Source organism: Embleya sp. NPDC001921, assembly GCF_053594475.1.
On the sequence record NZ_JBSFEO010000004.1, the window covers coordinates 1 to 12,917 of the forward strand.

Annotated in this window: 15 protein-coding genes, 1 tRNA gene and 1 rRNA gene; 9 read left to right on the forward strand and 8 right to left on the reverse strand. The window is 70.6% G+C overall.

The window, feature by feature from the left end; all coding sequences use genetic code 11:
* A 5S ribosomal RNA gene (gene rrf, locus ACWCPW_RS05155) occupies positions 1-93 on the forward strand; the annotation flags it as partial.
* Positions 94-165: 72 nt separating this feature from the next.
* Positions 166-348: a hypothetical protein gene (locus ACWCPW_RS05160; RefSeq protein WP_395866537.1), complete on the forward strand. Its 183-nt coding sequence runs from the start codon at positions 166-168 to the stop codon at positions 346-348.
* 122 nt (positions 349-470) lie between these two features.
* Here the strand turns inward: ACWCPW_RS05160 and ACWCPW_RS05165 are convergent, their stop codons facing one another.
* Positions 471-2,276 (reverse strand): protein phosphatase 2C domain-containing protein, encoded by a 1,806-nt coding sequence (locus ACWCPW_RS05165; protein WP_449760223.1) that lies wholly within the window; start codon positions 2,274-2,276, stop codon positions 471-473.
* A 538-nt stretch (positions 2,277-2,814) separates the two neighbouring features.
* Between ACWCPW_RS05165 and ACWCPW_RS05170 the strand changes: the two genes are divergently transcribed.
* The gene (locus ACWCPW_RS05170; protein ID WP_449760224.1) at positions 2,815-3,975 is read left to right on the forward strand and encodes a tyrosine-protein phosphatase; all 1,161 of its coding nucleotides are present in this window, start codon (positions 2,815-2,817) and stop codon (positions 3,973-3,975) included.
* A gap of 156 nt (positions 3,976-4,131) precedes the next feature.
* Here ACWCPW_RS05170 and ACWCPW_RS05175 read toward each other — a convergent pair whose 3' ends face one another.
* The 4 genes from ACWCPW_RS05175 to upp form a co-directional block, all read right to left on the reverse strand.
* Positions 4,132-5,013, reverse strand: a complete 882-nt coding sequence (locus ACWCPW_RS05175; protein WP_161362103.1) for a SigB/SigF/SigG family RNA polymerase sigma factor — start codon at positions 5,011-5,013, stop codon at positions 4,132-4,134.
* 248 nt (positions 5,014-5,261) lie between these two features.
* Positions 5,262-5,786, reverse strand: coding sequence for a PH domain-containing protein (locus tag ACWCPW_RS05180; protein ID WP_449760225.1), 525 nt, complete (start codon positions 5,784-5,786; stop codon positions 5,262-5,264).
* 17 nt (positions 5,787-5,803) lie between these two features.
* Complete coding sequence (locus tag ACWCPW_RS05185) at positions 5,804-5,971, reverse strand: hypothetical protein (RefSeq protein ID WP_406297491.1); 168 nt, start codon at positions 5,969-5,971, stop codon at positions 5,804-5,806.
* A gap of 316 nt (positions 5,972-6,287) precedes the next feature.
* The gene (gene upp, locus ACWCPW_RS05190) at positions 6,288-6,929 is read right to left on the reverse strand and encodes a uracil phosphoribosyltransferase (protein ID WP_449760226.1); all 642 of its coding nucleotides are present in this window, start codon (positions 6,927-6,929) and stop codon (positions 6,288-6,290) included.
* A 254-nt stretch (positions 6,930-7,183) separates the two neighbouring features.
* On the opposite strand from upp, the gene ACWCPW_RS05195 reads away from it, so the two are divergent.
* From ACWCPW_RS05195 to ACWCPW_RS05210, 4 genes are all read left to right on the forward strand, one after another.
* Positions 7,184-7,372: a hypothetical protein gene (locus ACWCPW_RS05195; protein WP_395866549.1), complete on the forward strand. Its 189-nt coding sequence runs from the start codon at positions 7,184-7,186 to the stop codon at positions 7,370-7,372.
* Positions 7,373-7,496: 124 nt separating this feature from the next.
* Positions 7,497-7,964, forward strand: coding sequence for a tRNA adenosine deaminase-associated protein (locus ACWCPW_RS05200; protein ID WP_355534957.1), 468 nt, complete (start codon positions 7,497-7,499; stop codon positions 7,962-7,964).
* A gap of 5 nt (positions 7,965-7,969) precedes the next feature.
* The gene (gene tadA / locus ACWCPW_RS05205; RefSeq protein WP_449760227.1) at positions 7,970-8,500 is read left to right on the forward strand and encodes a tRNA adenosine(34) deaminase TadA; all 531 of its coding nucleotides are present in this window, start codon (positions 7,970-7,972) and stop codon (positions 8,498-8,500) included.
* 10 nt (positions 8,501-8,510) lie between these two features.
* Positions 8,511-8,597 (forward strand) — tRNA-Ser (locus ACWCPW_RS05210).
* Positions 8,598-8,696: 99 nt separating this feature from the next.
* On the opposite strand, the gene ACWCPW_RS05215 is transcribed toward ACWCPW_RS05210, so the two are convergent.
* Positions 8,697-9,104 carry a MerR family transcriptional regulator gene (locus ACWCPW_RS05215; RefSeq protein ID WP_449760228.1) on the reverse strand — a complete coding sequence of 136 codons (408 nt, stop codon included), beginning with the start codon at positions 9,102-9,104 and terminating at the stop codon, positions 8,697-8,699.
* A gap of 49 nt (positions 9,105-9,153) precedes the next feature.
* On the opposite strand from ACWCPW_RS05215, the gene ACWCPW_RS05220 reads away from it, so the two are divergent.
* Positions 9,154-10,038 carry an NAD(P)-dependent oxidoreductase gene (locus ACWCPW_RS05220; RefSeq protein ID WP_449760229.1) on the forward strand — a complete coding sequence of 295 codons (885 nt, stop codon included), beginning with the start codon at positions 9,154-9,156 and terminating at the stop codon, positions 10,036-10,038.
* Positions 10,039-10,132: 94 nt separating this feature from the next.
* Here ACWCPW_RS05220 and ACWCPW_RS05225 read toward each other — a convergent pair whose 3' ends face one another.
* Positions 10,133-10,648 (reverse strand): LytR C-terminal domain-containing protein, encoded by a 516-nt coding sequence (locus tag ACWCPW_RS05225; protein ID WP_449760230.1) that lies wholly within the window; start codon positions 10,646-10,648, stop codon positions 10,133-10,135.
* A gap of 232 nt (positions 10,649-10,880) precedes the next feature.
* Positions 10,881-11,177 (reverse strand): type II toxin-antitoxin system VapB family antitoxin, encoded by a 297-nt coding sequence (locus tag ACWCPW_RS05230; protein ID WP_395866557.1) that lies wholly within the window; start codon positions 11,175-11,177, stop codon positions 10,881-10,883.
* Positions 11,178-11,345: 168 nt separating this feature from the next.
* On the opposite strand from ACWCPW_RS05230, the gene ACWCPW_RS05235 reads away from it, so the two are divergent.
* Positions 11,346-12,908, forward strand: coding sequence for a helicase HerA-like domain-containing protein (locus ACWCPW_RS05235; protein ID WP_449760231.1), 1,563 nt, complete (start codon positions 11,346-11,348; stop codon positions 12,906-12,908).
* Positions 12,909-12,917 lie beyond the last annotated feature (9 nt).

Consider the following 12,917-nt stretch of genomic DNA (forward strand, 5'->3'; position numbering starts at 1 on the left):
ACGCCCGGTCTCATTCCGAACCCGGAAGCTAAGCTCTCCAGCGCCGATGGTACTGCACTCGAAGGGGTGTGGGAGAGTAGGACGCCGCCGGAATCTACGTGTGAAAGGCCCATCCCGAACAGGGATGGGCCTTTTGCGTTTTTCGAGTGCGGTATGGTCGTGCGCATGCCTGACAACGAGATGGATCCCGCAGCCAGCACTCAGATGTTCCGGGCTTTCGTCAACGAGGACCGCCCCGCGGCCCCCGGCGAACCGGCCCGACGCAGCACCCCGCCGGTGTTGTTGATCGCCGGTGTCGTGGTCGCGATCATCGTGGTCGCGATTGCCGTACTCATTGCCGTGAGCTGACATACCGACGGGCGGGCCCCAATTGTTCGGGGTCCCGCCCGAGGTACGCGGTATGCCGGCGTATCTACATTCGCCGCATTGATATTCAACGCCCGAAACGGCGCGTCGTTCGCGTCAAGGGGTCACACCGAGGGCCACAGTGCGACGACGCAGCCGTCGTCCTCGCGTAGGCGAAGGCCCTCGTCCACGTCGCGCAGGTAGTCGAAGAGCGATGGCGGAGTACGCCAATCCTCGGCGAGGCGTGGGGCGAGCCCGGCCGTCGGTTGGCCGAGCGCTTCGGCGAAGCCGCCGGTCATCATGACCAGGACGTCGCTCGGGCGCCACGTGGTCCGGCAGATGCGGAGCTGGTCGTCGCCGGCCTGGTCGGGGATGGCGGCCGGGGCGGTCTCCGCGGTCGTGTCCCGGATTCCCAGCGGCGCGCGCCAGCCGCCCTGGGCCAGGCGGAGCACGGTGCTGTCGCCGAGCACGGCCATGTCGACCCGGTCGTCCTCCAGGGGATCCGCGGCGGTGACCAATATCGCCAGGCGCGTCGCGGGTTCGGAGCGGCCGAGTTCGTGCGCCCGGTCGGCGGTGCCGGCGAGTCGGGTGCGCAGGTCCTCCTCGACCTCGGCCTGTACGCCGGCCCAGTCCCAGTTCTCGTGTCGCTCGCGGGCGACCATCCGGGCGACCGTGCGGTAGGCGCTGCGGACCGCGATCTGGGCGGCGAGTTCGGACGCGTGCGCGTTGTCGACCCCGTCGCAGACGATCGCGATGGTCCAGCGTGTGCTCGGGTCCGGGCCGACCGCGAAGCAGTTCTGCCGCGGCAGGCCCTGTTGCTGGTGCAGTTCGCCGCGGACGCCGGCGGCGCGGACGTTCAACCGGCCGAGCCGGCCGCCGTCGACGACCATGCCGCCGCCGTCGGCGAGGGCGGGTGGGGGCAACATGCGCAGCATCCTTCGCGGTACTTCGTCCCCGGCGCTCTCGGCCGCGGGCCCGGGGCGGTAGGGGACGCGGGGGGCATTGGGCACCGGGACGAACGATGTTCCCGGCTCGGCGTCGTCGTCCGAATCCGGTGCGGTCGCGGAGTCGAGCTGTCGACGATCCTCGGCGTCACCGCGGGGCGGCACCTTGTCGAGGGTGGTCGGTCGGTCGGATTCGACCGCCGGAGCCGGCCTGTGCTTGGGGATCGGCGGGTAGGCCGGGCGGCGTTCGGACGACGGGCTCGGTCCCGGGTCGAGCGGATCGACCGGATCCATCGGGTCCGCGGGTGCGATGTCGTCGTCGGCGTCGGGCTGCCACCGGGGCGTCGGGTCCTCGCGGCGTCCCGGGCGAGTGCTTCCGCGGGACGGCGGGAGCACGCCCTGCGGCCCGCGGTGCAGTCGGTCCGGCGGCATCGTGTCGCCGGGGATGCTGTCCGACATCGGCGTGCCCGGTGACGGCGACGAGCCGAGCATGACGTCTTCCCAGTGCGAGGATCCGGTCCGCCGCCGTGTGCGCCCCGACGTCGGGGGCGGCGCCGAGTCGTAGTCGGCGTCGTAGTCCGGGCCCTGGTCGTACCCGGCATCGGCCTCGTACGGATCGCGCCGTCCGAAGCCGGGCCGGCGGTCGTACGGATCCGGCTCGTCCTCCTCGGCCGGCGCGCCGAAGCCGAACCAGTTCGCGACCCGCCGCGCGCGGCCGGATCGGCGTCCGGGCTGATCCGGCGCCGAGTCCGGGTAGCCCATCGGGCCTTCGGGCGCGGCCCCGTTGCGGTCGTACTCCGCGTCGGGGCGACGGTCGTACTCCGGGTCGGTCCGACGGTCGTAGTCCGGATCCGGTCGGCGGTCGTAGTCGGGATCGGGACGTTCGCGACCGACCGGTGCGGGACGTCGTGGACCCTGTGCTCGCGGGATGGGCTCGGCCGGCGAACCATCGCCGGGGGTGTGGCGCTTGCTGGTACCGTCCGGCACGGCTTCCTCCTTCGCCTCGGGCCGGCCGGCGAGCCGGTCCCGTCGTGTCGCCGGTGGGCGTGCGTCCTCCCACCCGTGCGACAGGTATCAACAGGTATAGCGTGCACGGCCCGTGCCCGTGTGCGCACGCGCGCGCATTGGTCCCCACTTTGCCCCAGGGCCGCCCCGACCACCGTGCGGACGGCGGGCTCCTACCCGGAATCCCGGTGCTCGGTACCTATTTGACGGCGTATCAGGGAAACTCCCGAGCACCGTGCCGGCGTTCCCCGTCGTGGCCGCGGATGTCCCGGATGCGGAGGTCGCGCCGACCGCGTCGCCAAGTGGCCGGGAAATGCGGTCGGTTGGTGATCGGGTGCTCGCCGACCGCGACGAGCCGGGCGGCGCCGGCGATGATGCGTTCGTCTCTCCATACGGCACCGTCTGGAGCGGGCGACCCGTCCTCACTACAGTGGTGCCCGGCGCACGGTAGCAACGACCGGTTGTTTTCCAGGTGGTTCCCGCGCGCTCACGAACACTTCCTCTTCGGGAGCACAACCGCATGCGCATACGCACCATCCGCCTCGCGACCATCGCCGTCACGGCGGCGCTCACGCTCGGCGGCTCCGTCGCGGTCACCTCGGCCCAGGCCTCGGCCGGCGCGGGCGACAGCGACGCCAACGTCTCGGCCCGAGGCGGCCTCGGCATCGTCACGAGCGCGTCGGCCACGGCCAACGCGGACGGTACGTACACGGTCACCTGGACCGACCGGTGGCCCGGCCCGATGCACGTGTACGCGTCCACCGACGTGGACCGCTTCACCTCGCTCGTCGGGACCACCAACGGCAACTCGTTGACCGTGTCCGGCCTGGACCCGGCCAAGCGCTGGTACTTCGACATCACCCCGACCGGCCCGTTCGTCGGCATGGTCACCGCGCCGCGCTCGCTCGGCCTGCAGAGCGCGCCGAACGCCCGCGACATCGGCGGCTATCGCACCAGCCGGGGCCTGACCGTCAAGTACGGCCAGGTCTTCCGCACCGACGCGCTCGGCAAGGCGACCGACGCGGACGTGGCCCGCCTGGCGAGCATGGGCCTGGACGTGTCCGCGGACTTCCGTACGGACACCGAGATCGCCGCCAACGGCGTGAACAAGCTGCCCACCGGCACCGTGGTCGAGAACCTGCCGATCGCCGACGGCAACCTGACCAACATCACCAACGCCGCGGTGGGCAGCCGGGATCCGATCAAGCAGCAGGAACTGCTGGGCAACGGCAAGGCCGCGGCCGCGCTGGAGAACATCTACCGGGGCTTCGTCGACGACCCGGCCCAGCGCGCGCAGTTCGCCACCGTGCTCCGCGACATCGCGGACGGCAAGTCGGTGATCTACAACTGCACGGCGGGCAAGGACCGCACCGGCTGGATGACCGCGGTCGTCCTGAAGGCGCTGGGTGTCGACGACGCCACCGTCTACGGCGACTACCTGGCCAGCAACGACTACCTCCGGGCCCGCAACGAGGGCACGAAGGCAGGGCTGAAGGCCGCCGGTCTGATGCAGGACCCGACCCTGATGGACCCGCTCCTGTACGTGCAGAAGTCGTACCTGGACACCGCGTTCGGCCAGGTGCAGAAGAAGTACGGCTCGTTCGACGACTACCTGCGCAAGGGTCTGGACATCGACCCGATCACGGAGCTCAAGCTCCGGGCCCGGCTGCTCGCCTTCTGAGCGAAGCGTCACCGGGCGGGTCCGGGCCCGCCCCCGCCCCTGTCCCCGGGTTCCGGGCCCGGGTTCCGGGCCCGAGCCGGCGCCCGGCAAGGCCGCTGACGATCCGTCAGCGGCCTTGCCGGGCAGCGGTCGAGGCGGCGTCGAGGTCGGGACCGCTCAGGCGGACAGGTCGGCGCGCAGGCGTGCCAGCGCGCGGGCCAGCAGGCGGGAGACGTGCATCTGCGAGATGCCGAGCCGCTCGCCGATCTGCGACTGCGTCATGTTGCCGAAGAAGCGCAGCATGATGATCTGCCGATCGCGCGGACTCATCCGGGCGAGCAGCGGTCGCAGCGCCTCGCGGTACTCGACGCCGTCGAGCGCCTCGTCCTCCTGGCCGAGCCGGGCGATCAGCGCGTTGTCGCGGTCGTCGTCGAGGTCGTGTGCGTCCAGCGACGCGGGGGAGTAGGCGTTGGCCGCCTCCATGCCCTCGAGGATCTCCTCGACCGTCAGATTCAGGTGCTTGGCCAGCTCGACGACCGTCGGGGCGCGGTCGTACTTGTGGTTGAACTGCTCGGTGGCCTCGGCCAGGGCCAGTCGCAGCTCCTGGAGTCGGCGGGGCACCCGCACGCTCCACGAGGTGTCCCGGAAGAAGCGCTTGATCTCGCCGATGATGGTCGGCACGGCGTAGGTGGGGAACTCGACGCCGCGATGCGGGTCGAAGCGGTCTATCGCCTTGATCAGCCCGATGGTGCCCACCTGGAGCACGTCCTCGTACTGGTCCGTGCGACTGCGGAAGCGGTTGGCCGCGAAGCGCACCAGGGGCAGGTTCAGCTCGACCAGGGTGCTGCGCACGTAAGCGTGCTCGGCCGATCCCTCGACGACATCGGTGAGGCGGAGCAGGAGGGTTCGGGACAGCGTGCGCGTGTCCTGGGGAGTGTCGGTGCCGGAACCCCTGACCGCGCGGGCGCGGGGGATGCCGGTACGGGGAAGGCGCGCGGGCGCGGCGCGGTCGGCGGTCGAGCCGGCCGTGCCCTCGTGGGAAGCATCTCGCAGCAGCACTGGAGAGCCCACCTCCTCGTCGGTCCTGGAGCGGAACCTGGCCGCTGCCGGCCATGGTGGAACGGCAGCCGTCGTTCGGTAGCCCCTTACCGGCGAGGGGAACCGCCCCAAACCCCTTGCGACATCCCCGATTTGTCAGGTGATGCGGGTGTATCTAGCGGCATGTCGACAGTACGAAAGCCGCGAATCACCGCAAAGAAAATTCGAGGTTTTACCAGCCGTTTCGCGTTACTCGCCGGTTCTGCCGATTAGTCGACACCAGGACCGAACAGTTGATCGCACACTTTGAGGTAGACCGCGTCGGGTCGGGGGACGAACCCGACCTCCTTGAGAGGTTGATCCTGCCCGGCCGACTCCATCACGAACGTCCCGTGCCCGAGTATTCGACCGCCCGGTGTGCGCCGGTAGCTCATGTCGGTCACCTTGGTCAGCGGCATCATGTTGACCTTCTTGGCGATCAGTCCGGTGGTCAGGATGATTCGCTTGTCGGTCACGATGAAGTAGTCGTTGCGCCAGGTGAGCACGTGGACCGAGCACCACAGCAGGAGCCCGGCCCCGATCGGCCACACGCCGTAGTGCACGGCCAGGTTCTCGGCCGGGAAGTACACCAGCAGCGCGATGAGCAGGATCAGTCCGAGCGCGGTGGTCGCCAGCGGGCGCAGGATGATCGCCCAGTGCCGGCGCACGGCTATCGCGCAGATCTCGGTAGGCAGCAGGTAGCGACGTATCGCGTACGGGTCGATGGTGGAGCCGGTGACCGGCCCCGCCCCCACCTCTCGACGTGCGCGCCTCAGCTCGCCCAGCCGCTGATCGTGTCGCCACACCACTTGGCGGCGGACGACATCGCCTGGAACCACTGCGCGACGAGGTCGGAGGCCTTGTCCGGCGTGGCGATGATCGTGTAGATGACGAAAACGATCAGGAGCAGCGTCAGGATCCTCTTGGTCTGCGCCTGCATGTCCTCGCCTCCCCGATTGAGGTATCGGGGAGAAACAATAGGGGAGAGGGAGCGGCCGCGGGGGGACCGGCCACTCTCTCTCCCCTGTGGGACCCCCGCCGGAGCAAAGGTGGGTCGTACCTTCGCAGCGTCGGCAAACAGTCCCGGGGTGCCTGCGGGGCTCCTGCCCAGCCCCGGGCACACCTCCAGCATGCGCCGAGGCGTGCCGCCGCGCATCCGGCGTTCGGCCTGACGGGGAAGGGCCTCGGTCCCGTGCGGGAACCGCGTGCGGGATCGACCTCGGACGGCGGTACGCCGGGCCGGGTGCCGTCCCCGGCTAGCCCGCGGTGCCGTACAGCCGGTCGCCGGCGTCGCCGAGGCCCGGCACGATGTAGCCGTGCTCGTTGAGGCGTTCGTCGATCGAGGCGGTCACGACGGTGACGTTGGCCTGCGTGTCCTGGAACGCCTCCTGCATCACCTTGACGCCCTCGGGGGCGGCGAGCAGGCAGATCGCGGTCACGTCGTGCGCGCCGCGCTCCAGGAGCAGCTTGGTGGCCGCGATCAGCGTGCCGCCGGTGGCCAGCATCGGGTCCAGTACGTACGCCTGCCGGCCGCTGAGGTCGTCGGGCATCCGGGTGGCGTAGGTCGACGGTTCGAGGGTGTCCTCATTGCGGATCATGCCGAGGAAGCCGACCTCGGCGGTGGGCAGCAGCCGCACCATGCCGTCGAGCATGCCCAGGCCGGCCCGCAGGATCGGCACCACCAGGGGCCGCGGGTAGGAGAGCTTGACGCCGGTGGTCTCGCTGACCGGCGTGCTGATCGCCACCGGCTCGACGCGCACCCCGCGAGTCGCCTCATAGGCGAGCAGCGTGACCAGTTCGTCGGCGAGCCTCCGGAAGGTCGGCGAGTCGGTGCGCCGGTCGCGCAGGGTGGAGAGCTTGTGGGCCACCAGAGGATGGTCGACGACGTGAATCCGCATGCTGTGACATTAGTCGTTTGGCCTGTCCGGCGGCCCTGCGGGGTTGTCGGATTCGCGGTGTGTTCGGCGGCATTCGTCGGTCGTGCGGGCGGTCCGACTCGGGTGCATGCGGGAATGTCGGGCAAATTGTGATCGTTGCACCCATTTGTGAGCGCCCTTCCGGTGTGGTCTGCCGGAGGGATGACTGAGCCGGCGTGTCCCGGGAACTACAGCCACGTCGGTTTCGGCGGCCTTTCGAGTCCTGGGGCGTGGTGATGGAGAGTCGGGAACCTCGAACGACGGCGGCCCAGCGTCGCGAGGAGGAGGCGGCGCGTCGACGCCGGCGCACCCTCTTCCTGCGCGAACTGGCCGAGGCGCGCGAGTTGCGAGCCCGCATCCAGCCGCGACGCGCGCGCAACGAGCGACTACGGCAGATGATGCGGATGCGTACGTTCCGTTACTGAATGCGACGCTCCTCGATCGTCTCGGCGACCTTGTTCGTCAACGTGCGCCAATTCCCGTCGTCGTGGTCCGGTATCTGCCACGATGCGAGGGACAACGCCGAAGCGAACGATCTTGGAGAGTCCCGTGGCGTACTTCGCCGCAGTGCTCGTACGTACAGACGAGCAGTGGGAGGCCCGTGAAGCCGACCTCGACGATGTCGAGGACTCGGCGGGGATGACCGCGCTGGCACGGTCGGCGGCGGTGGACGACGAACCGGTGCTGCTGTTCGTCGAACAGGAGGACACCTGGTTCGCGGTCGTCCGAGTGGACGGTGAGGAGGATCCGCGCATCTACGTCTCCGACGTGGCCGCGGTTTCCCGCAGCGCCTACGCGGACGCGTTGCTGACGGCCGACGTGCTGGACGGCCTGGAGGAGGACGACGAGGCCGTGCTGCCGCCCGGCCCCGCAGGCGACGAGACGGTGCTCGTGGACCTGGGGGTGTCGGCCCAGTTGTTGGCCGACCTCGCGGGCGAGGCGGGTCTGCCGGCGGACGCGATCGCGGTGATAGCGGAACGTCTGGGCTGCGCGGACGAGTTGGAGACGGTCCGCTGAGCACGATGCCCCCGCCGGTGCCCGAGCCCCCGTTCGACCCCGCGCTTCGTCGCTACGAGCCCGCCATGCGGCTGGCCCTGGCCGAGGCGGCCCTGGCGGTCGACACCGGGGATGTGCCGGTGGGGTGCGTGGTGCTCGGCCCGGACGGCGCGGTGCTCGGCCGCGGCCGCAACGAACGCGAGGCGCACGGCGACCCGACCGCCCACGCGGAGATCCTCGCCCTGCGCGAGGCCGCCAAGGCCGTCGGGGAATGGCGGCTGTCCGGCTGCACCCTGGTGGTCACCCTGGAGCCCTGCACGATGTGCGCGGGCGCGATCGTGCTGGCCCGGGTGGACCGGGTGGTCTTCGGCGCGTGGGACCCCAAGGCCGGCGCCGCGGGCTCGCTGTGGGACGTGCTGCGCGACCGGGGCCTGAACCACCGCCCCGAGGTGGTCGGCGGCGTCGCCGCGGCGGACTGCACCGCCGTCCTGCGCGACTTCTTCACCCACACCCGCTCCCCGGAATCCGGTTACGAAGCACAGCCCGGCATCCGGTAAGCTCTCTCTCGGTAGCGTGTCCGAGTGGCCTAAGGAGCACGCCTCGAAAGCGTGTGATGGTGCAAGCTATCCGTGGGTTCAAATCCCACCGCTACCGCTCTCGAGCAGGACATACGAAGGACCCGACCGCGTGCGGTCGGGTCCTTCGTCGTTCGTGGTCCCGGGTTGGGCTCGGTTCGTGCCTTCGGGCCTGGGCTCAGGCGGGGATGGACTCCAGGTCGACGTCGTCGAAGGGTGGGTAGCTCTCGTCGCCCGTGCGCTCGGCCGCGTCGATGTAGGCGGCGAGCGCGTCGCGGGACTGGGCGAGTCGGTCCATCTGATCCTCCAGGCGCCGCAGCCGGGACCGCATCGCGGTCAGCAGTTCCAGACACCCGGGCAGCTCCGGGGCCTCGCCGACCGCGCAGGGCAGCAGGTACGCGATGTCCTCGGAGGACAGGCCGGCGCCGAGCAGGTGTCGGATCTGCTTCACCCGCAGCAGGGCGTTCTCGTCGTACTCGCGGTAGCCGTTCGCGCGGCGGTCCGCCTCCAGCAGGCCCTGGGCCTCGTAGTAGCGCAACTGATGGGCGTTGACGCCCGTGCGACGACTCAGTTCCCCGATCCGCATCAAAACCTCACTTGACCTTCACACCGGTATCAACGTTGACGATGCTGTCATGAACAACGAAACCGCTACCCCCGTGACCGTCATCGGACTCGGCCTGATGGGCCGGGCACTCGCCGGCGCGTTCCTGAAGGCCGGCCATCCCACCACCGTGTGGAACCGTACGACAGCCAGGGCCGACACGTTGGTGGCCGAGGGTGCCCGCCTGGCGCCGACGGTGGGCGACGCGCTCGGGGCGAGCCCCCTGACGATCGTCTGCGTCACCGACTACCAGGCCATGTACGAGCTGCTCGGCGCGAACGAGGCCGCGTTGCGCGGCACGATGTTGATCAACCTCACCTCGGGCGACTCGGCCCAGGCCCGGGAGGCCGCCCGGTGGGCCGAGTCGCGTGGTGCCCGATACCTGGACGGCGCCATCATGGCCATCCCGCCGGGGATCGGGACCGCCGAGGCGATGATTTTGCACAGCGGGCCGCGGGCGGACTTCGAGGCGCACGAGTCGACGCTCGGCGCGCTCGGCACGGTCACCCACCTGGGTGCGGACCACGGGCTGGCGTCCCTGTACGACGTGGCCGGCCTGGCCATGATGTGGAGCGTCCTGAACGCCTGGCTCCAGGGCACCGCGATGCTCAGGACGGCCGGTGTCGACGCCGCGACGTTCGCGCCGTTCGCGCGGCAGATGGCCGCCGGGGTGGCCGAATGGCTGCCCGGGTACGCCGAGCAGATCGACCGCGGCTCCTTCCCGGCCGAGGTGTCGGCCCTGGAGACCGACGCGCGGGCGATGACCCACCTGATCGAGGAGAGCGAGGCGCTGGGCGTCAACGCCGAGCTGCCGAGGTTGTTCAAGGCGATGGCCGACCGCGCGATCGCCGCCGGACACGGCGGGGAGCAGTACCCCGTGCTGATCGAGGAGTTCGGCAAGCCCGGCAACGGCTGACCGACGCCGGCCCGACACGCCGCTGCCGCCCCGTCGGGTGCGGGGCGGCAGCGGGTGAGGCCCTCGGACGGGGCCTTCGGGTGTCCTTCGGTGGTCAGCAGCCCGGCGGGGCGCTCGCGGGCGGCGGGGGCGGCGGGGCCAGGATCGCGGCGGCCTGTTCCGGGGTGGCCAGGTCGGTCCACCCGTCACCGATCACCAGGTCGACCGAGCCGTCGGTGCGCTGGTCCTCCTTGTCGGTGCTCGCCGCCACCTGGGCCGCGACCACCTTCGCCGGGGTGGCGCCGGGGAAGCCGTGGCGGATCTCGGCGGTCGCGGCGATCGGCAGGTTCAGCGGGTCGTTGGTGACCTTGCCGATGGTGAAGCCGCGTACCTTGAGCGCGTCGGAGACGGTCTTGGCCAGGCCGGTGCGCTTGGTGGCGTTGTAGACGTTCACCGTGATCGTCTTGGGCTCGGGCAGCGCCGCGGGCGGGGTGGTCGGCGGGGCCGAGGCCGTCGGGGACGGGCACGCGGCGGCCTTGGTGTCCTTGTCGTCGGACGTGAAGTGGTACACGCCCCAGCCGGCCGTGGCCAGTACGACCAGACCGACCACGATCGCGATGACGACGGGCATGCGTCGCCTGCGCCGCGTCATGCGCGGATACAGCTTGCCAGTGATCCTGTACTGGCCTCCCATGCCGCGGGGAGTGAGCATGCTCATCGATGTGCCCCCGTCCTCCTCCTGCACGGCATGGCCGTGATCCCGGTCGCCATGGAGTCGAGGTTAGCGCCGACCTGGCGCCTTGCGTATCGGGGCAGGGCCGTACGCGCGACGACCACCTGATCGGGCCGCCGAGGTTGCGCGCTCAGCCGAGTTCGAGCACGCGCGCGTGCAGCACCTGGCGCTGTTGTAGGGCGGCCCGGACCGCGCGATGGAGTCCGTCCTCCAGGTACAGGTCGCCCTCCCATTTCACGACGTGCGCGAAGAGGTCGCCGTAGAAGGTCGAGTCCTCGGCGAGCAGCGTGTCGAGGTCGAGTTGCCGCTTCGTCGTGATGAGTTGGTCCAGACGCACGGGCCGCGGGGCGATGTCGGCCCATTGCCGGGCACCCGACCTCCCGTGGTCCGGGTACGGTTTGCCGTCACCGATCCGCTTGAAGATCACAGGCTCAGCCTACCGGGATCGAGGTCCCCGAACCCCCACCCGGCACCGATGAGAGGGAGCGGGGGTGCGGATCGGGCCGGCTCGGATGGTCGATCCGCCGGGGCAATCGGGATATTTCTTGTCCTATCGGTGTATTCGTCTTCCGCATCTCGGCGAGCGGAGGAGCGCATGAGCGGGCAGGACGACACGATCGCGACCATCGCGGCCGGGTACACCTTCACCGGACCCGCGCTGGAACTGGGCGCGGCCGTGGTCGAGGGCGTCGCGCACGCGCGGGTGCCGGTGCGCGTCCCGCTCGCGGTGCTCAATCGACACGGCCTGGTCGCGGGCGCGACCGGCACCGGCAAGACCAAGACGCTGCAACTGATCGCGGAGCAACTGTCCGCACAGGGCGTGCCGGTCTTCCTCGCCGACATCAAGGGCGACCTCTCCGGCATCTCCGCGCCGGGCGCGCCGGGCGAGCGGACCGCCGCGCGCGCGGCCGAGGTCGGCCAGGACTGGCAACCCGCCGGATGCCCGGCGGAGTTCTACGCGCTCGGCGGGATCGGACCGGGAGTGCCGATCCGGGCCACCGTCACCGACTTCGGGCCGACCCTGCTGGCCAAGGTGCTGGACCTGAACGAGACGCAGGAGTCCTCGCTCGGCCTGATCTTCCACTTCGCCGATCAGCGGGGGCTGGAACTGGTCGACCTCAAGGACCTGCGCGCGGTGATCCAGTACCTGACGGACGATCAGGGCAAGGCCGAGCTCAAGGCGATCGGCGGGCTGTCCGCCGCCACCGCCGGGGTGATCCTGCGCGCGCTGATCACGTTGGAGAACAACGGCGGCGGGGCGTTCTTCGGCGAACCGGACTTCGACACGGCCGATCTGCTGCGCACCACCCCCGACGGGCACGGCCTGGTCTCGGTGCTCGAACTCGCCGCGGTGCAGGACAAGCCGCAGTTGTTCTCCACGTTTTTGATGTGGCTGCTCGCCGACCTGTTCCACGATCTGCCGGAGGTCGGCGACCCGGATCGGCCGCGCCTGGTGTTCTTCTTCGACGAGGCGCACCTGCTGTTCACCGGCGCCTCGAAGGCGTTCCTGACCGCGATCACCCAGACCGTACGGCTGATCCGGTCCAAGGGGGTGGGCATCTTCCTCGTCACCCAGACCCCCAAGGACGTGCCCGGCGACGTGTTGTCCCAGTTGGGCAACCGGGTACAACACGCGCTGCGCGCGTTCACCCCCGAGGACGCCAAGGCGCTCAAGGCCACGGTGTCCACGTTCCCGCGCTCGGGCTACGACCTGGACGCGGTGTTGACCCAGGCGGGCACCGGCGAGGCCGTGGTCACCGTGCTCGGCGAGAACGGCGCGCCGACGCCGGTGGCCTGGACCCGGCTGCGGGCCCCGGAGTCGTTGATGGCGCCGATCCCGGCGGAGGCCCTGCGGGCGGCCGTCGACGGATCGCCGCTGTTCGCCAAGTACGGCACGGCGGTCGACCGGGAGTCGGCGTACGAGAAGCTGACGGCAGCTCAGGCGCCGCTGGCCGGACCGGAGTCGGCGGCGGCGCCGGAACGGGCGGCCGAGTCGGAGCCGGAGAGCCGGCGCGGGCGCGCGGAGAAGCCCAAGTCCGGGATGGTCGACCAGGTGATGGGCAACGCGGCGGTGAAGTCCATGCTGCGCTCGGTGGGCACCCAGATCGGCCGGGAGATCACCCGCAGCCTGTTCGGCACCGCCCGCCGCAAGCGCTGACGGGCGGGC